At 61.1% G+C, this 22,714-nt stretch carries 16 protein-coding genes and 1 pseudogene; 12 read left to right on the forward strand and 5 right to left on the reverse strand.

Going from position 1 to position 22,714, the window contains the following annotated elements:
• The first annotated feature begins 598 nt into the window (after positions 1-598).
• The 3 genes from ACXX9E_RS08330 (at position 599) to ACXX9E_RS08340 (ending at position 7,339) form a co-directional block, all read left to right on the forward strand.
• Entirely contained in the window at positions 599-3,874 is a 3,276-nt protein-coding gene (locus ACXX9E_RS08330; protein ID WP_458555276.1) for a transglutaminase family protein, read from the forward strand.
• Between the two features lie 88 nt (positions 3,875-3,962).
• Entirely contained in the window at positions 3,963-6,449 is a 2,487-nt protein-coding gene (locus ACXX9E_RS08335) for a circularly permuted type 2 ATP-grasp protein (RefSeq protein ID WP_222833777.1), read from the forward strand.
• Positions 6,449-7,339 (forward strand): transglutaminase family protein, encoded by an 891-nt coding sequence (locus tag ACXX9E_RS08340; protein ID WP_336347870.1) that lies wholly within the window; start codon positions 6,449-6,451, stop codon positions 7,337-7,339. Before ACXX9E_RS08335 ends, ACXX9E_RS08340 begins: the two co-directional genes overlap by 1 nt.
• A 181-nt stretch (positions 7,340-7,520) precedes the next feature.
• Here ACXX9E_RS08340 and ACXX9E_RS08345 read toward each other — a convergent pair whose 3' ends face one another.
• Both ACXX9E_RS08345 and ACXX9E_RS08350 read right to left on the reverse strand, forming a co-directional pair.
• Positions 7,521-7,706: a hypothetical protein gene (locus ACXX9E_RS08345; protein ID WP_123470938.1), complete on the reverse strand. Its 186-nt coding sequence runs from the start codon at positions 7,704-7,706 to the stop codon at positions 7,521-7,523.
• A 68-nt stretch (positions 7,707-7,774) separates the two neighbouring features.
• Positions 7,775-8,362, reverse strand: coding sequence for a cytokinin riboside 5'-monophosphate phosphoribohydrolase (locus tag ACXX9E_RS08350; RefSeq protein ID WP_123470940.1), 588 nt, complete (start codon positions 8,360-8,362; stop codon positions 7,775-7,777).
• A 339-nt stretch (positions 8,363-8,701) separates the two neighbouring features.
• On the opposite strand from ACXX9E_RS08350, the gene azu reads away from it, so the two are divergent.
• Positions 8,702-9,148 carry an azurin gene (azu, locus tag ACXX9E_RS08355; RefSeq protein WP_123470942.1) on the forward strand — a complete coding sequence of 149 codons (447 nt, stop codon included), beginning with the start codon at positions 8,702-8,704 and terminating at the stop codon, positions 9,146-9,148.
• A 198-nt stretch (positions 9,149-9,346) separates the two neighbouring features.
• Here the strand turns inward: azu and nadE are convergent, their stop codons facing one another.
• From nadE to ACXX9E_RS08370, 3 genes are all read right to left on the reverse strand, one after another.
• Entirely contained in the window at positions 9,347-10,174 is an 828-nt protein-coding gene (nadE, locus tag ACXX9E_RS08360) for an NAD(+) synthase (protein WP_186748300.1), read from the reverse strand.
• A gap of 4 nt (positions 10,175-10,178) precedes the next feature.
• Positions 10,179-11,402 carry a nicotinate phosphoribosyltransferase gene (pncB, locus tag ACXX9E_RS08365; protein WP_123470945.1) on the reverse strand — a complete coding sequence of 408 codons (1,224 nt, stop codon included), beginning with the start codon at positions 11,400-11,402 and terminating at the stop codon, positions 10,179-10,181.
• A 165-nt stretch (positions 11,403-11,567) separates the two neighbouring features.
• Positions 11,568-12,470 carry a LysR family transcriptional regulator gene (locus ACXX9E_RS08370; RefSeq protein ID WP_123470947.1) on the reverse strand — a complete coding sequence of 301 codons (903 nt, stop codon included), beginning with the start codon at positions 12,468-12,470 and terminating at the stop codon, positions 11,568-11,570.
• Between the two features lie 163 nt (positions 12,471-12,633).
• Here ACXX9E_RS08370 and amaB point away from each other — a divergent pair, with 163 nt between their 5' ends.
• The 8 genes and pseudogenes from amaB to ACXX9E_RS08410 all read left to right on the forward strand — a co-directional run bounded on the left by amaB (position 12,634) and on the right by ACXX9E_RS08410 (position 22,647).
• A complete protein-coding gene (amaB, locus tag ACXX9E_RS08375; protein ID WP_458555277.1) occupies positions 12,634-14,124 on the forward strand; it encodes an L-piperidine-6-carboxylate dehydrogenase in 1,491 nt (496 codons plus the stop codon).
• A 90-nt stretch (positions 14,125-14,214) separates the two neighbouring features.
• Positions 14,215-15,497: pseudogene (gene amaA, locus ACXX9E_RS08380) on the forward strand (L-pipecolate oxidase).
• A gap of 368 nt (positions 15,498-15,865) precedes the next feature.
• Positions 15,866-16,999, forward strand: a complete 1,134-nt coding sequence (locus ACXX9E_RS08385; RefSeq protein ID WP_123470951.1) for an ABC transporter substrate-binding protein — start codon at positions 15,866-15,868, stop codon at positions 16,997-16,999.
• A gap of 241 nt (positions 17,000-17,240) precedes the next feature.
• Positions 17,241-18,155: an ABC transporter permease subunit gene (locus ACXX9E_RS08390; RefSeq protein ID WP_034151619.1), complete on the forward strand. Its 915-nt coding sequence runs from the start codon at positions 17,241-17,243 to the stop codon at positions 18,153-18,155.
• Between the two features lie 3 nt (positions 18,156-18,158).
• Positions 18,159-19,460 (forward strand): high-affinity branched-chain amino acid ABC transporter permease LivM, encoded by a 1,302-nt coding sequence (gene livM, locus ACXX9E_RS08395; protein WP_128615916.1) that lies wholly within the window; start codon positions 18,159-18,161, stop codon positions 19,458-19,460.
• Positions 19,457-20,329 carry an ABC transporter ATP-binding protein gene (locus tag ACXX9E_RS08400; RefSeq protein ID WP_128615917.1) on the forward strand — a complete coding sequence of 291 codons (873 nt, stop codon included), beginning with the start codon at positions 19,457-19,459 and terminating at the stop codon, positions 20,327-20,329. Before livM ends, ACXX9E_RS08400 begins: the two co-directional genes overlap by 4 nt.
• Positions 20,326-21,042: an ABC transporter ATP-binding protein gene (locus tag ACXX9E_RS08405; protein ID WP_123470957.1), complete on the forward strand. Its 717-nt coding sequence runs from the start codon at positions 20,326-20,328 to the stop codon at positions 21,040-21,042. Before ACXX9E_RS08400 ends, ACXX9E_RS08405 begins: the two co-directional genes overlap by 4 nt.
• Before the next feature lie 840 nt (positions 21,043-21,882).
• Positions 21,883-22,647, forward strand: coding sequence for an SDR family oxidoreductase (locus ACXX9E_RS08410; protein WP_186748292.1), 765 nt, complete (start codon positions 21,883-21,885; stop codon positions 22,645-22,647).
• Positions 22,648-22,714 lie beyond the last annotated feature (67 nt).

Raw genomic sequence — 22,714 nt, forward strand, 5'->3', positions numbered from 1 at the left:
TGAACAGAACGCCAACCTTCGGGTTGGCGTTTTGCGTTTCCGGGATTGGATTTATGTTGGCTGCAAGATCCATCCCCCTCACCCCAACCCTCTCCCCCATGGGGGGGCGAGGGGGAAGGGAGCAGATCTTCATGCTTTTCAAGATCTGAGTCCGACTCAAGACTTTCACGCCGGCGTACCCTCTTCCTCCGAGAAAGGCCAGGGAAGGGAGCCGATCTGAGTGCTTTTCAAAATCGAAGTTCGGCTCGGAGCTTCAAATCGGTGTAGTTCGCATGATCAACTCGGTCAGTCCCTTCTCTCTCCGGGGAAAGGGCCAGGAAGGGAGCCGATCTGTGTGCTTTTCAAAATCGCAGTTCGGCTCGGAGTTTCAGGTCGGTGTAGCTCGAATGGTCAACTCGGTCAGTTCCCTCTCCCTCCGGGAGAGGGCTAGGGTGAGGGGCTCTTCGCAACATTTACGTGCAATGAGGCCAAACCATTTCCCCGCATCGCCCGATTTTGGTGCTGTACTGCCCTGAGCATTCCGGGAAAGCGCCCAAGCCTGTGCATGGCATAAGTCTTGCGCGCTTTCGAATACGCTTGGGCTCGCAGGAGGCACGCCGTGTCGATTCATGTCGCATTGCATCACGTTACGCATTACCGCTACGACCGCGCTGTCGAACTCGGCCCGCAGATCGTTCGCCTGCGCCCGGCTGCCCACAGCCGCACGCGGATTCTTTCATATGCACTGAAAGTCTCGCCCGAGCAGCATTTCATCAACTGGCAGCAGGATCCCCAGGGCAACTACCTGGCGCGTCTGGTGTTCCCCGAGAAAACCGATGAGTTGCGCATCGAAGTCGATCTGCTGGCCGAGATGGCCGTGTTCAACCCGTTCGACTTCTTCCTTGAGCCCTACGCCGAGAAAATCCCCTTCACCTATGCCGCCGATGAGCGCAAGGAGCTGGCGCCGTACCTCGAAACCCTGCCGCTGACGCCGACCTTCAAAGCCTATCTGGACGGCATCGACCGCACGCCGTTGCCGGCCGTGGACTTTCTGGTAGCGCTCAACCAGCGTCTGAGCGAAGACATCAATTACCTGATCCGCATGGAGCCGGGCGTGCAAACCCCGGAACACACCCTCGAACACGCCTCTGGCTCGTGTCGCGACTCGGCGTGGTTGCTGGTGCAATTGCTGCGTAACCTTGGCCTTGCGGCGCGATTCGTCTCCGGTTACCTGATTCAACTGACCGCCGATGTGAAAAGCCTCGATGGTCCGTCCGGCACCGAAGTCGATTTCACCGATCTGCACGCCTGGTGCGAAGTCTATCTGCCGGGCGCCGGCTGGATCGGCCTCGACGCCACTTCCGGGCTGTTCGCCGGCGAAGGGCATATCCCGCTGGCCTGCAGTCCCGATCCGTCCTCGGCGGCACCGATCAGTGGCTTGGTCGAACCGTGCGAGTGCGAGTTCAGCCACGAAATGTCGGTGGAACGGATCTGGGAAGCCCCACGGGTCACCCAGCCCTACAGCGAGGAGCAATGGCTGGCGATTCAGGCGCTGGGCCGCCAGATCGATGCCGACCTGCTGGAAGGGGATGTGCGCCTGACCATGGGCGGCGAACCGACGTTCGTCTCCATTGATGACCCGGACGGCGCCGAATGGAACACCGCCGCCCTGGGGGCGGACAAGCGTCGGCTTTCGGCCGAACTGTTCCAGCGCCTGCGCAAGCATTACGCACCGCAAGGGCTGGTGCATTTCGGGCAGGGCAAATGGTATCCGGGCGAGCAGCTGCCGCGCTGGTCGCTCAATTGTTATTGGCGCCGTGATGGCGTGCCGATCTGGCACAACGACGCACTGATCGCCGATGAGCAGCAAGACTACGGCGCTGACGGCGAGCTGGCCGGACGCTTTCTGGCGAGCGTCGCCGAGCGTCTGAAATTGCCCGCGCGCTTTGTCTTCCCGGCTTACGAGGACCATTTCTATTACCTGTGGCGCGAGGGGACGTTGCCGGGCAATGTCAGCGCCGAGGATTCGCGTCTGGAAGAACCTCTGGAGCGCGCCCGGCTGCGCAAGGTGTTCAGCCAGGGTCTCGACAAGGTCATCGGCCAGGTACTGCCGCTGGCGCGCACGGCCAAGGGCGATCAATGGCAGAGCGGGCGCTGGTATCTGCGCGACGAACATTGCCGTCTGGTCCCGGGGGATTCGCCGCTGGGCTATCGGCTGCCGCTCGGTTCGCAGCCGTGGGTAAAAGCCGCCGAGTATCCGTTCATCCATCCTCAGGATCCGAATCAGGATTTTCCCGCGTTGCCGGATACCGCGCAGCTCAACCGCCACGCTGAACCTGCGAGTGTTGACGAGCGTGTGCCGCAGATCGACGAGTCCGCCGACTGGCTGACCCGCACCGCATTTTGCGCCGAAGCTCGCGAGGGGCGTTTGTACCTGTTCATGCCGCCGCTGGAGCGGCTCGAGGACTATCTGGAGCTGGTCGCGGCCATTGAGGCGACGGCCGCAGAACTGCGTTGCCCGGTGCTGCTGGAAGGCTACGAACCGCCAGGCGATCCGCGCCTGAGCAACTTGCGCATCACCCCGGATCCGGGCGTGATCGAGGTCAACGTGCAGCCGTCGGCAACCTGGGACGAGTTGGTCGAACGCACCGAGTTTCTTTATGAACAGGCACGCCAGACCCGCCTGACCACCGAGAAATTCATGATCGACGGCCGCCATACCGGCACCGGCGGGGGCAACCATTTCGTGCTCGGCGGCGCGACACCGGCGGACTCGCCGTTTCTGCGCCGTCCGGACCTGCTGCGCAGTCTGATCAGTTATTGGCACAACCACCCGTCGCTGTCGTATCTGTTTTCCGGCTTGTTCATCGGCCCGACCTCCCAGGCGCCACGGGTCGACGAGGCGCGTAACGATGCGTTGTATGAGCTGGAAGTCGCCTTCGCGCAAATGCCGGCGCCGGGCGAGGAGTGTGCGCCGTGGCTGGTCGACCGGCTGTTGCGCAACTTGCTGATCGACGTCACCGGCAACACCCATCGCGCCGAATTCTGCATTGATAAGCTGTATTCCCCGGACGGTGCCACCGGGCGCCTCGGTCTGTTGGAGCTGCGCGCCTTCGAGATGCCGCCCCATGCGCGCATGAGTCTGGCTCAGCAGTTGTTGTTGCGGGCGCTGGTTGCACGATTCTGGCGCGAGCCCTATGCGCCGCCGAAACTGGCGCGCTGGGGGACTGAACTGCACGACCGATTCATGCTGCCGCATTTCATCGAGCAGGATTTCGCCGACGTCATCGTCGAACTCAACAATGCCGGTTATCCATTGCGCGCCGAATGGTTCGCCGCGCATCTGGAATTCCGCTTTCCCAAGGTGGGCGATTACGCGGTCAATGGCATCGAACTGGAACTGCGGCAGGCGCTGGAGCCCTGGCATGTGTTGGGCGAGGAGGGCACGGCGGGTGGCACGGTGCGTTATGTCGATTCGTCGCTGGAGCGTTTGCAGGTCAGGCTCAAGGGCTTGCCGCCGCAGCGTTACCTGCTGACCTGCAACGGCATCCCGGTGCCGCTGCAACCGACCGGGCGGATCGGCGAGTTCGTCGCCGGCGTGCGCTTTCGGGCCTGGCAACCGGCCAATTGCCTGCAGCCGACGATTCCGGTGCACGCGCCGCTGGTGTTCGACCTGCTCGACACCTGGATGCAACGTTCGCTGGGCGGTTGTCAGTACCACGTGGCGCACCCGGGCGGGCGCAACTACGAGACACTGCCGGTCAATGCCAACGAGGCGGAGAGCCGGCGCATGGCGCGTTTCTTCCGCATCGGCCACACGCCGGGGAAACTTCCGATACCGAATCCGACCGTTTCCGACGAACTGCCGATGACGCTCGATTTGCGACGTTTCTAATTCCTGCGCGACGTGCGGATTTTTCGTATATCCGGGCGTCATCTGCCTGCGTTAGTCTGACCGTTCCTTGCTGTCTGCCGAGCTTTCCATGCCTGACCTGCTAGACCGCTACCCGCTCACTGCGGGCACTTATCACGAACTGCTCGATGGCAGTGGTGCAGTGCGCCCGCACTGGCAGCGGCTGTTCGATCATTTACAGCGCAGCAGCCCGGCGCAACTGGTGCAGCGTCAGGCGTTGCTGGCCCGGCAGATTCAGGAAAACGGCGTCACCTATAACGTCTACGCCGACCCGAAGGGCGCTGATCGGCCGTGGGAGCTGGACCTGTTGCCGCACGTGATCGCCGCTGACGAGTGGCAGCACCTGTCAGCCGGAATCGCCCAGCGGGCGCGCCTGCTCAATGCGGTGCTGGCCGATCTGTACGGCCCGCAACGGTTGATCAGCGAAGGGCTGTTGCCGGCGGAGCTGGTCTTCGGTCACAACAATTTTCTCTGGCCTTGCCAAGGCATTGCGCCGCCGGAAGAGAACTTTCTGCATCTGTACGCAGTGGATCTGGCGCGCACGCCGGACGGGCGCTGGTGGGTGACGGCGGATCGCACCCAGGCGCCGTCGGGGGCCGGTTATGCGCTGGAAAACCGCACCATCGTCTCGCGGGCGTTTCCCGAGTTGTACCGCGATCTGAAGGTGCAGCACCTGGCCGGGTTCTTCCGTACCCTGCAGGAAACCCTCGCGCGGCAGGCGCCCTGTGACGACGACGCGCCGCTGGTGGTGCTGCTGACGCCCGGACGCTTCAACGAAAGCTATTTCGAACACCTTTATCTGGCGCGCCAGCTCGGTTATCCGCTGGTTGAAGGCGGCGATCTGACGGTGCGCGATGCCACGGTGTTCCTGAAAACCCTCAGCGGTTTGCGCCGGGTCCACGCGATCATGCGTCGCCTCGACGATGACTTCTGCGATCCGCTTGAGCTGCGTACCGATTCGGCGCTCGGCGTGCCCGGCTTGCTGGAAGCGGTGCGGCAGGGTCGGGTGCTGGTGGCCAACGCCCTGGGCAGCGGTGTGCTGGAGTCACCGGGGTTGCTCGGGTTTCTGCCGAAGATCAATCAATACCTGTTTGGCGAAGAGCTGATCCTGCCGTCCATCGCCACCTGGTGGTGCGGCGAGGCGCCGGTGCTGGCGCAGGCCCTGGAAAAACTGCCGGAGCTGCTGATCAAACCGGCCTTCCCCTCACAAAGTTTTGCCCCGGTGTTCGGCCGGGATCTGAGTGAGCAACAGCGTCAGGCGCTCGCCGAGCGCATGCAGGCCCGGCCCTATGCCTACGTGGCGCAAGAGCTGGCGCAGCTGTCACAGGCACCGATCTGGCAAGCCGAGGACGGCCAGTTGCAACCGCGGGCCATCGGCATGCGCATGTACGCCGTGGCCAGTCGCGACGGCTACCGCGTGCTGCCCGGTGGCCTGACCCGGGTGGCCGCCGAGGCCGATGCCGAAGTGGTGTCGATGCAACGCGGCGGTGCGAGCAAGGACACCTGGGTGTTGGGCGAGCGCCCGCCGAGTGGTGAGCAATGGAAAACTCAGCGCAATGTCGGTGTGCATGATCTGGTGCGCCGCGATCCATATCTGCCGTCACGGGTGGTGGAAAACCTGTTCTGGTTCGGCCGCTATTGCGAGCGTTGCGATGACAGTGCGCGATTGCTGCGCATCATGCTCGCGCGGTATGTCGATGGCGATGATCCGCAGGCCTTGCAAGCGGCGGTCGATCTCGGCGAGCGGCTGACGTTGTTGCCAGACGAAGGTGAATTGCCGGAGCGACTGCTCGCCGCATTGCTCGGTGAAGACTGGTCATTCAGCCTGCGTTCCAACCTGCAGCGCTTGCAGTGGGCCGCCTCGCAGGTGCGCGGCAAGCTCTCCCGGGAAAACTGGCAGGCCTTGGTGGAGTTGCAGCGCGAAGCCATGGAGCTGGACACCGACGCGCCGGACTTCGGCGAGCTGCTGGACTTTCTCAACCGCCTGGTGATGTCGCTGGCGGCGCTGTCCGGGTTCGCCCTGGACGACATGACCCGCGACGAAGGCTGGCGCTTCCTGATGATCGGCCGGCGCATCGAACGCCTGCAGTTTCTCAGCAGCAGCCTTGCGGCGTTCCTGCGAGGGAGCGCCGCGTTCGATCAGGCGGGGCTTGAGTGGCTGCTGGAGCTGGGCAACAGCAGCATCACTTACCGTTCTCGTTATCTGGCGGTGGCGCAGTTGATCCCGGTGCTCGACTTGTTGCTGCTCGACGAACAGAACCCGCATGCAGTGTTGTTCCAGTTGAAACTGGTGACCCGCACGCTGAAACGCCTGAACGATGATTTCGGCGTGCCCCGCGAGGCCGGACTGCCGCAACTGGTCGAGCGTCTGGCACGCTTTGATCTGGGTTGTCTGGAGAATTCGCTGTTCGGCGAATCCAGCGTGCGCGCCGCACTCGATGGTCTGGCGGACTTGCTGCAAGACATCGCCGAGGCCAGCGGGCAAGTCTCGGATCGCCTGGCCCTGCGCCACTTTGCCCATGTCGATGATGTCAGCCAGCGCACGGTGTCGGTCTGATGAGCGCGAATTACCAGATCTTCCACGACACTTGTTATCACTACGACAGCCCGGTGTCGCTGGCGCAGCAATTGGCGCACTTGTGGCCCCGTGAATGCACATGGCAGCGCTGCACCGAACAGCAATTGCTGATCAGTCCGGAGCCGACAACCCGGCGTGACGAACTCGATGTCTTCGGCAATCCACTGACCCGTCTGGCCTTCGAGCGGCCGCACGACGAGTTACAGGTCAACGCACGGCTCACCGTTGAAGTGCTGGCGCGACCGCTGGCGGACTTCAATCTGTCCCCGGCGTGGGAGCAGACGTGCAATGCGCTGACCTACAGCAGTCAGCCGTTGTCCGCCGCAATGTTGGAGGCTTGTCGTTATCGCTTTCAGTCACCCTACGTGCACCTGAAACGCAGCTTCGTCGAGTTCTCCGAAAGCTGCTTCCCGCCGGGCCGGCCTTTGATGCTGGGAGTGCAGGCCTTGATGCAGAAGATTTTTAGCGAGTTCACGTTCGATGCCGAGGCCACGCAGGTGGCGACGCCGCTGGTGGAGGTGCTGGAGCGCCGGCGTGGCGTGTGTCAGGACTTCGCCCACCTGATGCTCGCCTGTGTGCGCTCGCGAGGGCTGGCGGCGCGTTACATCAGCGGCTATCTGCTGACCCAGCCACCGCCGGGACAGCCACGTCTGATCGGCGCCGATGCGTCGCACGCCTGGGTGTCAGTGTTCTGTCCGGTATTGGGTTGGGTGGATTTCGATCCGACCAACAATGTGCAGCCGGCGCTGGAGCACATCACCCTGGCGTGGGGCCGGGACTTTTCCGATGTGTCGCCGTTGCGAGGGGTGATTCTGGGGGGCGGTAGCCACGACCCGGAAGTGCGGGTCACCGTGATGCCACTGGACTGAAGACAACTCGAGCGTGAGGAGCTTTTGTGGCGAGGGGATTTATCCCCGATCGGCTGCGAAGCAGTCGCCCAGTCCAGACAACTCATTCGATTAGGCCGGACACAGAGGCCGCTTCGCGACCCATCGGGGATAAATCCCCTCGCCACAGATCGCTCCCTCAGGGAGCGAATCAGCAATCAGCTCAGGCGTCGGGCGCCTGATCTTTCGGTGCTTCAACATCATCATCGTCATCAGTCGCCACTTCACCGTCAGGGTTCAGTGCCGCTTCTTCAGCCATTTGTTTCTTGCGCTGAAGCTTTTCCTCTTTCTTCTGTTCCTTTGCCAGGTCTCGTTGACGTTTGGCGAAGGAGTAATTGGGTTTGGCCATGGGCGATCCTCTGGGGTCGAAGGTGAGGTTGAGCGGCGCGTATTCTGCCCTGTATCGGTGTCCGGCGGTTAGCCGGGTTTTTGGTCGACCCACTTCGGCGTGACGGTCGGCTTCCACTGATCGAGGGCGTCGAGCAGGGTGTCTGGCGATTCGCTCACTTGCAGCATGTCACGGTGTGGCGCACGAACGAAGCCTTCGCCGACGATATGGTCAAGAAAAGCGGTGAGTCTGCTGTAAAAACCGTTCACCTCCAGCAGCCCCAGCGGCTTGCCGTGGTAGCCGAGCTGGCCCCAGGTCCAGACTTCGAACAGCTCCTCCAGCGTGCCGAGGCCGCCGGGCAGGGCGATGAATGCATCGCTGAGTTCAGCCATGCGCGCCTTGCGCGCGTGCATGCCGTCGACCACTTCCAGGCGTGTCAGGCTTTTGTGGCCGATTTCCTTGTCCATCAGGCTCTGCGGAATGATCCCGATCACTTCACCACCGGCGGCCAGTGCGGCATCGGCGACCAGCCCCATCAAGCCCACGGCACCACCGCCGTAGACCAGGGTCAACTGGCGCTCGGCCAGCGCGCGGCCAAGGGCTTTGGCGGCTTCAGTGTAAGCCGGATCGGTACCGGCGTTGGCACCGCAAAATACACAAACGGATGTGAGAGACATGCCTTCCTCCTGGGTCAATCCGTCACAGGGTAACGGCTGGCACGCCTTGATCCAAGGGCTAGACTTCTCGCTCCGGCGATTCAAAAGTACCGCTGGCGCCGCAGGCATAGGCGGCAAGCAAACTGCACAACAGACCGTTAAAGAACATGACAGGCACTCCGTCTCAGTAGATGGGCCGATCATAGGGGCGTCCGTTGCATCTGGCCGGTAGATTGTTTCGATGAGTGTCATAGCCTGAAAGTTGTATACAATTTTTGACTCAAGTCATAGGAACTTGCGAAGATTTCAGGCAGTCTTTCCATCATTCGTGTTTTGTTAACCCTGCCTTGGAGATTCACCATGTTTTCCAAAGTTGTTGCGGTATCCCTGCTGGCGCTGGCCAGCAGCCAATTGATGGCTGCCGAGTGCAAAACCACCGTTGACTCCACCGATCAGATGTCCTTCAACACCAAGGAAATCGTGATCGACAAGAGCTGCAAGACTTTCACCGTCGAACTGACCCACTCCGGCAGCCTGCCGAAAAACGTCATGGGCCATAACCTGGTGATCAGCAAAGAAGCGGACATGCAGCCGATTGCTACTGACGGCCTGGCCGCCGGCATCGACAAGAACTACCTGAAAGACGGCGACGCGCGCGTCATCGCTCACACCAAGATCATCGGTGCCAAGGAAACCGACTCGTTGACTTTCGACGTGTCGAAACTGAATGCCGCTGAAAAATACGGCTTCTTCTGCTCGTTCCCGGGCCACATCTCGATGATGAAAGGCACCATTACGGTCAAGTAAGCCGGGCCACCGTGCCATCGTTCTTCGCGGGCAAGCCCGCTCCCACAGGTTCTATGTCTGCCACAACTTTTGTGTACACCTGAAATCCTGTGAGAGCGGGCTAGCCTGCGAAGAGGCCATCAGCCTCAACCGATATTCTGGCCAAAGAAAAGCCCGCTGAGGATCACGCCTCAGCGGGCTTTTTCATCCCATCACCGATCAGGGTGCGAACGGCATGACGCGCTTGTGATGGGTCTTGTTGTAGGTGTTGACGATGATGTCGAACGCTTCCTGACGCACCGGCTCGCCATGCAGGAAGGCGTCGATCTCGGCATAGGTCACACCGTGGGAGGCTTCGTCCGGTTTGCCCGGCGACAGATCCTCAAGGTCCGCCGTAGGGACTTTTTCGACCAACGACTCCGGCGCACCGAAACTGCGGGCAATCGCCCGGACCTGGTTTTTCACCAGGCCGCTGAGCGGGGCCAGGTCGCAGGCGCCGTCACCGAACTTGGTGAAGAAACCCATCACGGCTTCCGCCGCGTGGTCGGTGCCGATCACCAGACCGTGAGCCGCGCCGGCGATGGTGTACTGGGCGACCATGCGCATCCGCGCCTTGGTGTTGCCGAGCACAAAATCCACCGACACCGCGTGCTTGCCTTCGAACGCCGCAACTTCACTGGCCAGCGACTTCACCGCCGGTCCGATGTTGACGGTGTGGCGCTCGTCCGGGGCGATGAAATCCACCGAGGCCTGGGCGTCGTGTTCGTCGAACTGGGTTTCGTACGGCAAGCGCACGGCGATGAACTTGTAGCTGTCGTCGCCAGTGCGCTCGCGCAGTTCACGCATGGCACGCTGGGCCAGGAGGCCGGCGGTCAGCGAGTCGACACCGCCGCTGATGCCCAGCACCAGCGTCTTGAGCCCGGAATTGACCAGGCAATCCTGAATAAAGGTAATGCGCCGGGCGACTTCGGCCTGCAGGGCCTGGTAGTCAGCGAACGGCGGTTGCACCTTGAGCTGTTCAGCAATCTCACGCTGTACGGCTTGCATGAATTCACTCCTTGCTAGATAGACTGGAATCGGCAGGAACCTGGAACACGTGTCGCAAATAGGCGACGAAATTCGGGTCTTTACAGTGGGTCTTGCCTGGCTCGTCGGAGATCTTCGCCACCGGCTGGCCGTTGCAGGCGGTCATTTTAAGCACGATGCTCATCGGTTCGACACCTGGAATGTCACAGGTCAGGTTGGTGCCGATGCCGAAGCTCACGTTGATCCGGCCGTGCAGGGCGCGGAAAATTTCCAGCGACCTGGGCAGGGTCAGGCTGTCGGAGAACACCAGGGTCTTGCTCATCGGGTCGATGCCGAGCTTGTGGTAGTGCGCGATGCATTTTTCACCCCAGGCCACGGGATCGCCGGAGTCATGACGCAAACCGTCAAACAGCTTGGCGAAGAACAGGTCGAAATCGCCGAGGAACGCATCGGTGGTGATGCAGTCGGTCAGGGCGATCCCCAGCAAGCCACGGTACTCGCGGACCCAGCAATCGAGCGCAGCGATCTGGCTGTCGATCAGCCGCGGGCCGAGTTGCTGGTGGGCCATGATCCATTCGTGGGCCATGGTGCCCAACGGTTTCATGTCCAGCTCGCGGGACAGGTGCACGTTGCTGGTGCCGACGAAGCGCCCGGGGAAATCGTGCTTGAGCACGTTCACCACTTCTTCCTGCACGCGGTACGAGAAGCGTCGACGGGTACCGAAATCGGCTACCTGCAATTGCGCCAGTTCATCGGCAGAGGCATTCGCGGTGAGCCAGTCGAACTTGCGGTAAAGCTGCTCGCGGGCCTGCTCGAGCACCGTGTCGCGGTAGCGATAGCGGTTGCGCACTTCGCTGACGATGGCCAGCAACGGCACTTCGTAGAGGATCACATGCAACCACGGCCCGCGCAGGCGGATGAACAGCTCGCCGTTCTCGATGCCGGTGTGCAGGTAGCGCAGGTTGAAGCGGAACAGCCCGAGAAAACGCAGGAAATCCGGTTTGATGAAGCTGATGCGCTCAAGAAAACTCAACTGGTCGGCGCTCAGGCTCAATTCGGCCAGACGCTCGACCTGAAAGCGGATCTCGGCCAGATACGGGCGCAGATCCTCGGCGTTACGGCAACGGAACTCCCATTCGACTTCGACGTTGGGGTAGTTGTGCAGCACCGCCTGCATCATCGTCAGTTTGTAGAAGTCGGTGTCGAGCAGGTTCTGCACGATGCGATCGGCAAACACACTCTCGCTCATAAACGGGGTCTCCAGGTGCACCGCGCCCGGCGCGGTATCAAACAATGGTGCTAGTGGCGCATATCAGCGGCAGGGATTGCCAGCGATTTCTGCTGTGCGTGAGGTCAACCGGGGCGAGCGGGAGCAAGCGCCCTCGCCACTGGAGGTGTGTCAGGCGATTGATAGTCAGGCATCCGGGCTATCAATCTGTTCGAGCATCCACTTCACAAAATCGCGCACCTTCGGCACTTCCGCCGCGTGCTCCGGATAGGCCAGGTAATAAGCGTCGGAACTGGGCATTGCATGCTGCCAGGGAATGACCAGTTTGCCGTCGGCCAATTCCTCTTCCACCAGAAACCGTGGCAACAACGCCACACCGCAACCGACCTGGGCGGCGCGGATGCACATATAAAAGGTTTCGAAGCGTGGTCCGTGGTAGCTGTGCTCGGTCTGGTAACCCTGGCTGTCGAACCAGTCGTGCCAGGCCTGCGGGCGCGAGGCGTTTTGCAGCAGCACCAGGTCGGTCAGTTGCGTCGGGTCAGTGAAGGGTTTGTCCGGCAGGCTGCCCGGCGCACAGACCGGCACCAGCTCCTCGCCAAACAACTTCAGGCACTCGGTGCCGGGGCGTGAACCCTGGCCGAAGTAGAACGCCAGATCGCTGCGCCCTTGCAGCAAATCATCCGCCTCCTGCTCGTTGCAAAGATCGAGGTGAATCGACGGGTGGCGCAGGCGCCAGCCTTTGAGGCGCGGCACCAGCCAGCGGGCGCCGAAGGTCGAAGGCGTAGACACGCGCAGGACTTCGGTCTCGCCGCCGTAGGAACGCAGGTAATGCGTCGACATTTCCACCTGGGTGAGGATTTTTCGGACTTCCACCAGGTACAAATCCCCGGCCGGGGTCATCTGCAAGCGACGACGCACGCGGCGGAACAACAAGTGCTGCAACAATTCCTCAAGCTGCGCCACCTGTTTGCTGACGGCGCTCTGGGTCAGGTTCAGCTCCTCGGCGGCCCGGGTGAAACTCAAGTGTCGGGTCACGGCCTCGAAGCACTGCAACGCGGTGATCGACGGCAGGTGGCGTTTATTCAGCATGGGTGGTCCTTTTCTTGTCTTTCTCAGCGCAGCATGAATAAACGGAATGATATCTCGCGTAAAGGTCGTTTGTTGCCTCGCCATTGTGACGCTACAACTAAAGGCCTGCCCGGTCGCGAAAAAGCGTCCGCACACATTCAGTTTTTTGCTTGAGGAGTGACCCATGGTTGCCGCATTGCTTGATCGTCTCGGTGTGAACCCGGCCCTGTACCAGAACGGCAAGGTGCCGGTGCATTCGCCCATCGACGGCAGCCGCATCGCTGCGGTGAACTGGGAAGGCCCGGCCGAAGTCGAGCAGCACATCAGTCGCGCAGATCATGCGTTCGAGCAATGGCGCAAGGTTCCGGCCCCGCGTCGTGGCGAGCTGGTGCGTCAGTTCGGCGAAGTGTTGCGCGAATACAAGACCGATCTCGGCGAGCTGGTGTCGTGGGAAGCGGGCAAGATCACCCAGGAAGGTTTGGGTGAAGTGCAGGAGATGATCGACATCTGCGACTTCGCCGTCGGCCTGTCCCGTCAGTTGTACGGCTTGACCATCGCCTCCGAGCGCCCGGGCCACCACATGCGTGAAACCTGGCATCCACTGGGCGTGGTCGGCGTGATCAGTGCGTTCAACTTCCCGGTCGCGGTGTGGGCGTGGAACACCACGCTGGCGCTGGTCTGCGGCAACCCGGTGGTGTGGAAGCCGTCGGAGAAAACCCCGCTGACTGCACTGGCCTGCCAGGCACTGTTTGATCGTGTGGTGAAGAGCTTCACCGATGCCCCGGCCAACTTGTGCCAAGTGATCATCGGTGGCCGCGATGCCGGCGAAGCGCTGGTCGATGACCCGCGTGTCGCGCTGATCAGCGCCACTGGCAGCACCCGCATGGGACGCGAAGTGGCGCCGAAAGTCGCCGCACGTTTCGCCCGCAGCATCCTCGAACTGGGCGGCAACAACGCAATGATCCTCGGCCCGAGCGCCGATCTCGACATGGCGGTACGCGCGATTCTGTTCAGTGCGGTCGGCACTGCCGGCCAGCGTTGCACCACATTACGTCGGTTGATCGCCCATGAGTCGGTGAAGGAAGAGATCGTCACTCGCCTTAAAGCTGCGTACTCGAAAGTGCGCATCGGTCATCCGCTGGAAGGCAATCTGATCGGCCCGCTGATCGACAAGCACAGCTTCGAAAACATGCAGGATGCGCTGGAGCAGGCGCTGAGCGAGGGTGGCCGGGTATTCGGCGGCAAGCGTCAGCTCGAAGAGCAATTCCCCAATGCCTACTACGTGTCGCCGGCCATCGTTGAAATGCCGGAGCAGAGCGATGTGGTCTGCAGCGAAACCTTTGCGCCGATCCTCTACGTGGTCGGCTACAGCGATTTCGAGGAAGCGCTGCGCCTGAACAACGCGGTGCCACAAGGCCTGTCGTCGTGCATTTTCACCACCGACGTGCGCGAGGCCGAGCGGTTCATGTCGGCGGTCGGCAGTGACTGCGGCATCGCCAACGTCAACATCGGCCCGAGCGGCGCGGAAATCGGCGGCGCGTTTGGTGGCGAAAAGGAAACCGGTGGCGGTCGTGAGTCGGGCTCCGACGCATGGCGCGCGTACATGCGCCGCCAGACCAACACCGTGAACTATTCGCTGGAATTGCCGCTGGCGCAGGGCATTACATTCGATTAAGCAGCAGCGAGCCTCAAGCCCCAAGCTACAAGCAGATCGGCTTGCTGCTTGTAGCTTAAAGCTTGCAGCTGCTCCGACAGGAGCTTGGCAATGCCGTTACGCGAAGAATGTCTGTGGGAAAACTCACGCCGCAACGCCCGGATAACACCGCGCTGCGCGGCGAGGTAAAGGTCGATGTCTGCGTGATCGGTGCCGGGTTTACCGGGTTGTCGGCGGCGCTGCATCTGTTGGAAAAAGGTAAAAGCGTCTGCGTGCTGGAAGCGCATCGCGCCGGGCACGGCGGTTCCGGGCGCAACGTCGGGCTGGTCAATGCCGGCATGTGGATTCCACCGGACGAGATCGAAGCCGGTTTCGGCGAGGCGGTCGGCAGTCAGCTCAACCGTATGCTCGGGGCGGCGCCGGCGCTGGTGTTCAGCCTGGTGGATAAATACAACATCGACTGCCAGTTGCGCCGCGAAGGCACTCTGCACATGGCGCACAACGCCAAGGGTGAGGCGGATCTGCGCAGTCGCGAAGAGCAATGGAAGCGTCGTGGTGCGCCGGTCGAATTGCTCACCGGCAAGGCCTGTGAACAGGCCACTGGTACGCAAAAGATTGCCGCCGCATTGCTCGATCGCCGCGCCGGCACGCTCAACCCGATGGCCTATGTCACCGGTCTGGCCAACGCTGTGAGAGGGTTGGGCGGGCAGATGTTTGATCACTCGCCGGTCACCCGCCTTGAACGCCAGGGTCCGCAATGGTCGGTGCAGACCGGGCAGGGTTCGGTGCTCGCCGAGCAAGTGGTGATCGCCTCCAACGCCTACACCGAAGGCGACTGGACTGAACTCAAACGTAACTTCTTCCCCGGCTACTACTACCAGGTCTCCTCGGTGCCACTGACCGAAGACGCGGCGCAAGCCATTCTTCCGGGCGGGCAGGGCTCGTGGGATACCCGGCAAGTGTTGAGCAGCATCCGCCGCGACAAGGACGGACGGTTGTTGCTCGGCAGCCTGGGCAACGGCAATCAGAAACCCACGTGGTTTCTCAAGGCCTGGGCCGATCGTGTGCAGCAACACTACTTCCCTAACCTGAAGCCGGTGGAATGGGAATGCACCTGGACCGGGCGCATCGCCTTCACCCCCGATCACCTGATGCGCCTGTTCGAGCCGGCACCGGGACTGGTGGCCGTCACCGGTTACAACGGGCGTGGCGTTACCACCGGCACGGTGGTTGGCAAGGCGTTCGCCGATTACCTGTGTCACGGCAATCCTCAAGCCTTGCCGATTCCTTTTGCACCGATGCAGCCCCTGGCGGGTGTGGGCCTGCGCAGTTGCCTGTACGAGGCCGGGTTCTCGCTGTATCACGCGGGCCAGTGCCTGCGCATCGTTATCTGAGTGTTGAAATATGTTGCCGGAAGCGGCGCTTTTCGATGCAGCGACTAGCCTGTAATGGTGCGGGTTGTAGCAGTCCCGCACCAGCAGTGTGCAGTTCGGTGACGCGGGCTGTTACAGGCTGGTTGCACGTCGTTTGGTGCCGCGGTTGCAATGATGGCGCAAGCGGGTTGCGCCTGAGATTTTAAAAGGTTTCACCTTCCGCGGTTTAGACGGTTGCACGCCCAATGAAAATGGGAACGAAACAGTCGAAATAACAAGAAAGCAGCGACTTTTTGAAGAATAAAAAACCGATGGCACGGCGCTTGCTCAGAGCAATCAGTGAAGTGAAGTCGCAGTGCCAACTAAAAAAAACCTTGGAGCACCACCTCATGTCCCAGACGTTTTACAAGAAAGGCTTTCTGGCCCTCGCAGTCGCTACTGCGCTGGGTGTTTCTGCGTTTGCTCAAGCTGATGTGAAAATCGGTGTAGCGGGTCCAATGACTGGCGCCAACGCGGCATTTGGCGAGCAGTACATGAAGGGTGCACAGGCCGCGGCGGACGCGGTCAACGCGGCGGGCGGCGTCAACGGGGAGAAAATCGTTCTGGTCAAGGGCGATGACGCCTGCGAACCGAAGCAGGCCGTGACGGTCGCCAAGGACCTCACCAACCAGAAAGTCGCCGGTGTAGTCGGTCACTTCTGCTCCTCTTCGACCATTCCAGCGTCGGAAATCTACGACGAAGCCGGGATCATCGCGATCACCCCGGGTTCGACCAACCCACAAGTCACCGAGCGTGGCCTCAGCGCGATGTTCCGTATGTGCGGGCGTGATGACCAGCAAGGCATTGTGGCCGGCGACTACATCGTCGACGTGCTCAAGGGCAAGAAAGTCGTCGTGCTGCACGACAAAGACACCTACGGCCAAGGCCTGGCGGATGCCACCAAGGCACAACTGGTCAAACGCGGCGTGACGCCCGTGTTGTATGAAGGCCTGACCCGTGGCGAAAAAGACTTCAGCACCATCGTCACCAAGATCCGTGGCGCTGGCGCCGATGTCGTCTACTTCGGCGGCCTGCACCCGGAGGCCGGTCCGCTGGTTCGCCAACTGCGTGAACAAGGTCTGAAAGACGTCAAGTTCATGTCCGATGACGGCATTGTGACCGACGAACTGGTGACCACCGCCGGTGGCCCGCAATTCGTCGACGGCGTGCTGATGACCTTTGGCGCCGACCCACGCCTGCTGCCAGACAGCAAGACCGTGGTAGACGCCTTCCGCAAGGCCGGTACCGAACCTGAGGGCTACACCCTGTACGCCTACGCTTCGGTACAAACCCTGGCGGCCGCGTTCAACGGCGCGAAGAAAAACGACGGCGAAGCCGCTGCCAAGTGGCTGAAGGCCAACCCGGTGAAAACCGTGATGGGCGAAAAAACCTGGGACTCCAAGGGCGACCTGAAAGTCTCCGACTACGTGGTTTACCAGTGGGACAAGGACGGCAAATATCACCAGCTGGAAAAACAGAAGTAAGGGCTGACGCGACCCTTTGAACTCCGCAAATCCCTATGGGAGCGGGCTTGCCCGCGATGACGGCCTGACAGTCGACAACTGTGTTGAATGTTCTACCGCTATCGCTGGCAAGCCAGCTCCCACAAGGTCCAGTGGTGTTCGAACTGTTCGCGCTCTGACATTGCTCCGACGTAAATCTGTATTTTTCCTAGAAGAACCGCACATCACCGATGTGCAGGTTCTCACTGCGTGAGATTGCGTTATGGATGGTATTTTCCTGCAGCAACTGGTCAACGGCCTGACCCTCGGGTCGGTCTATGGCCTGATCGCCATCGGCTACACAATGGTCTACGGCATCATCGGCATGATCAACTTCGCCCACGGCGAGGTTTACATGATTTCCGCTTACCTGGCGGCAATCAGTCTGGCTCTGCTGGCTTACTTCGGTATTGAATCCTTCCCGCTGCTGATGCTCGGCACGCTGATTTTCACCATCGTGATCACGGCGGTGTATGGCTGGGTCATCGAGCGAGTCGCTTACAAACCCCTGCGCAACTCCACCCGACTGGCACCGTTGATCAGCGCCATCGGTATCTCCCTGATCCTGCAAAACTATGCACAGATCGCCCAAGGCGCCAAACAACAGGGTGTGCCGACCCTGCTGAGCGGTGCGTGGCGCGTTGAAGTCGGTACTGGCTTCGTGCAACTGACCTACACCAAAGTCTTCATTCTGGTGGCCGCCTTCGTCGGCATGGGTCTGCTGACCTACGTGATCAAGTACACCAAGCTCGGCCGCATGTGCCGCGCGACCCAGCAAGACCGCAAGATGGCGTCGATCCTCGGCATCAACACCGACCGGGTCATTTCCTATGTGTTCATCATCGGTGCAGCCATGGCGGCGCTGGCCGGCGTGCTGATCACCATGAACTACGGCACTTTCGACTTCTATGCCGGCTTCATTATCGGCATCAAGGCATTCACCGCGGCGGTGCTGGGCGGTATTGGTTCGCTGCCTGGCGCGATGCTCGGCGGGATCATTCTCGGCATCTCCGAGTCGCTGTTCTCCGGCCTGGTCAACTCCGACTACAAAGACGTGTTCAGCTTCTCGCTGCTCGTTCTTGTTCTGGTCTTCCGGCCGCAGGGCCTGTTGGGCCGTCCTCTTGTGTCGAAGGTGTAAGCGATGTCTTCAACCACTCAAAAAAGCATTGATATCAAAAAAAGCCTGGTTGAGGCGATTCTGGCCGGCCTGATTGCCCTGATCGTGTTCGGCCCGATTGTCGGCGTGGTACTCGACGGCTACAGCTTCAACCTCGAGCCGACCCGTGTGGCGTGGATCATCGGCATCGTCATGCTCGGCCGCTTCGCCCTCAGTCTGTTCCTGCAAACGCCCAAGGGCCTGAAGATTCTCGACGGGTTCGAGAGCAGCGGTTCGGGCGTGCATGTATTGCCGTCCGACCACAAATCCAGTCTGCGCTGGATCATCCCGCTGCTGATTGTGCTAGCGGTCATCGTGCCGTTTGTCTCCAACTCGTACCTGCTGGGCGTGGTCATCCTCGGGTTGATCTACGTGCTGTTGGGGCTGGGGCTGAACATCGTGGTCGGCCTGGCCGGTCTGCTCGACCTCGGTTACGTGGCGTTCTACGCCATCGGCGCCTACGGTCTGGCACTCGGTTACCAGTACCTCGGGCTGGGGTTCTGGACCGTGCTGCCACTGGCGGCGGTCACTGCCGGCCTGGCCGGTTGCATCCTCGGTTTCCCGGTGTTGCGCCTGCATGGCGACTATCTGGCGATCGTGACGCTGGGCTTCGGTGAAATCATTCGCCTGATCCTCAACAACTGGCTGTCACTGACCGGCGGCCCGAACGGTATGCCGGCGCCGTTGCCGACGTTCTTCGGTCTGGAGTTCGGCAAGCGGGCGAAGGATGGCGGGGTGCCGTTCCATGAGTTCTTCGGCATCGCCTACAACCCGGACGTGAAGTATTACTTCATCTACGCGGTATTGTTCCTGGTGGTACTGGCCGTGCTGTACATCAAGCATCGGCTGGTGAAGATGCCGGTGGGCCGCGCCTGGGAAGCCCTGCGTGAAGACGAAATCGCCTGCCGCTCGATGGGCCTCAACCACGTGCTGGTCAAGCTCTCGGCGTTCACCATCGGTGCGTCGACGGCCGGCCTCGCTGGTGTGTTCTTCGCCACTTACCAGGGTTTCGTCAACCCGACCTCGTTCACCTTCTTCGAATCAGCGCTGATCCTCGCCATCGTCGTGCTCGGCGGCATGGGCTCGACCATCGGCGTGGTGATCGCGGCGTTCGTGCTCACGGTTGCTCCGGAACTGCTGCGCGGCTTCGCTGAATACCGCGTGCTGCTGTTCGGCATCCTGATGGTGTTAATGATGATCTGGCGACCACGAGGGCTGATCCGCATCAGCCGTACCGGGGTCACTCCACGCAAAGGTGCCATTCACTATGAGAGGGCTGCGCCATGAGTGAAGTCGTACTCTCTGTGGAAAAACTGATGATGCATTTCGGTGGCATCAAGGCCTTGAGCGATGTCAGCCTGAAGGTCAAACGCAACTCGATCTTCGCCCTGATCGGCCCCAACGGTGCGGGCAAGACCACGGTGTTCAACTGCCTGACCGGGTTCTACAAGGCCTCCGGCGGCAAGATCGAACTCAACGTGCGCGGCAAGCAGACCAACGTCATCCAGTTGCTGGGCGAATCGTTCAAACCGACCGATTTCGTTTCGCCGAAGTCGTTCCTCAGCCGCCTTTACTACAAGATGTTCGGCGGTACGCATCTGGTGAACCGTGCGGGACTGGCGCGGACCTTCCAGAACATTCGCCTGTTCAAGGAAATGTCGGTGCTGGAAAACCTGCTGGTGGCCCAGCACATGTGGGTCAACCGCAACATGCTCGCCGGTATCCTCAACACCAAGGGCTACCGCAAGGCCGAAAGCGATGCGCTGGATTGCGCGTTCTACTGGCTGGAAGTGGTCGATCTGGTGGACTGCGCCAACCGTCTCGCCGGTGAACTGTCCTACGGCCAACAGCGCCGCCTGGAAATCGCCCGGGCCATGTGCACGCGGCCGCAGATCATCTGCCTCGACGAACCGGCCGCCGGCCTCAACCCTCAGGAAACCGAAGCGCTGAGCGCGATGATCCGGCTGCTGCGCGACGAGCACGATCTGACCGTGGTGCTGATCGAACACGACATGGGCATGGTCATGAGCATCTCCGACCACATCGTGGTGCTGGACCACGGCGTGGTCATCGCCGAAGGTGGCCCTGAAGCGATTCGCAATGATCCGAAAGTGATTGCCGCCTATCTCGGCGCCGATGAAGAGGAAGTGGCATGACCCAACCGATCCTCCAACTCAAGGACCTGGACGTGTTCTACGGCCCGATCCAGGCCCTCAAAGGCGTGTCGCTTGAAATCAACGAAGGCGAGACCGTCAGCCTCATCGGCTCCAACGGCGCGGGCAAGTCGACCCTGCTGATGTCGATCTTCGGCCAGCCACGGGCGGCGGGCGGGCAGATCCTCTATCAAGGCGTCGACATTACCCACAAGTCCTCGCACTACATCGCCTCCAACGGCATTGCGCAGTCGCCGGAAGGGCGGCGGGTGTTCCCCGACATGACCGTCGAGGAGAATCTGCTGATGGGCACCATCCCGATTGGCGACAAGTACGCCAAGGAAGACATGCAGCGCATGTTCGAACTGTTCCCGCGGCTCGAGGAACGGCGTACGCAGCGGGCGATGACCATGTCCGGCGGCGAACAGCAAATGCTCGCCATCGCCCGCGCGCTGATGAGTCGGCCGAAGCTGTTGCTGCTCGACGAACCGAGCCTGGGCCTAGCGCCGATTGTGGTGAAACAGATCTTCGCCACCCTGCGCGAACTGGCGAAAACCGGCATGACCATCTTCCTGGTCGAGCAGAACGCCAATCACGCGTTGAAGCTGTCGGATCGGGCCTATGTGATGGTCAACGGCGAGATTCGCCTGACTGGCACAGGCAAGGAACTGCTGGTGAATGAGGAGGTGCGTAACGCTTATCTGGGCGGGCACTGATTGTTCCCACGTTATGCACAGCCCCGGCGACGCAAGTCCCGGGGCTTTTTTATCTCTCAAACCCACCGCAAAACCCCGTAGGGGTGAGCCTGCTCGCGATCGCGGTTTCCCATTCGCCATCACCGCTGGCTGATACACCGCTATCGCGAGCAGGCTCACTCCTACAGTTGATTTGTGCCGGATTCGCGAATTGTGGAAAACAAATTCCGCCTGCTGCCAAAGCGCGACATATAGACGCTGCAAATGGCTGTTTTTCCACAGTTTTGACTTGTCCCCGTTTGCTGTGGAGCTGGCTGTGAATAAGGTGGGTGTATCTGGCTGCAAGCCTTTTAAAACGTGGCCTGCAAGGGGGTGGCTGTTTTTTGATCAGGCTTTTTTGCAGGAGCTGACGCCTTCGTTGTCAACCTTTTTCTGGGCGTCGACTATCAGGCTGTTCCATGTGAACAAGCCTGTGGATAAGTCTGTGATTAAACTCTGGAAAGACCGCGCTGAGGGCCGTAATTGCTGGCCTCGCGCAATCACTGGTGTAACCGGTCGGTCGTGCAAAATGCCACGTCCGGCACAACTGCCACTTCAGGGTCAAGCAAAAAACTTTCTATTTCCCCCGCAAAGCCTTATGTGGCGCGGCTTTGCGCGTTTGCACTTGCCCCCGGAAACTGTGGAAGGGACTGTGGATAACATGCGTGCACATGGCTGCAGGCCGCGGTGGCTATGGTGTTGGCAGGCTTGGTTGTTTTTTGTACAGCTTGTGGGTGTTGCCCGTGCATGCGCGGGCGGGCATGCTGCCTGCTGATTTTCTATTCCAAGGGCCGCCTCGGCGGCCGAAGCAAGGAGAACACGATGTCCAACACCCTGTTTATCACCGGCGCGACGTCCGGTTTTGGTGAAGCCTGTGCCCGCCGTTTTGCCGAGGCCGGCTGGAAACTGGTGCTGACCGGCCGTCGTGAAGAACGCCTGACCGCCCTGTGCGCCGAGTTGTCCACGCAGACTGAAGTCCACGGCCTGGTACTCGATGTACGCGATCGCAAGGCGATGGAAGAGGCGATCGCCAACCTGCCGCCATCGTTCGCCAAGCTGCGCGGCCTGATCAACAACGCCGGCCTCGCGCTGGGTGTTGACCCGGCGCCGAAGTGCGACCTGGATGACTGGGACACCATGGTCGACACCAACGTCAAAGGCCTGATGTACGCCACACGTCTGCTGCTGCCACGCCTGATCGCGCATGGCCGTGGCGCCGGTATCGTCAACCTCGGCTCCATCGCCGGCAACTATCCGTACCCGGGCAGCCATGTGTATGGCGCGACCAAGGCGTTCGTTAAACAGTTCTCGCTGAACCTGCGTTGCGACCTGCAGGGCACGGGCGTGCGCGTCAGCAACATCGAGCCGGGCCTGTGCGAAAGCGAGTTCTCGCTGGTGCGTTTTGCCGGTGACCAGGAGCGCTACAACGCGACCTACGCTGGCGCCGAGCCGATCCAGCCGCAGGACATCGCCGAGACGATCTTCTGGGTCATGAACACGCCGGCGCACATCAACATCAACAGCCTCGAGCTGATGCCTGTGAGCCAGACTTGGGCGGGTTTTGCCATTGAGCGGAATAAGGCCTAAGACCGCGTTGAAGCCATTCGCGAGCAAGCTCGCTTTCACATTTGATCGCGGTCTCATGTGGGAGCGA

Source organism: Pseudomonas sp. GNP014 (assembly GCF_054344005.1).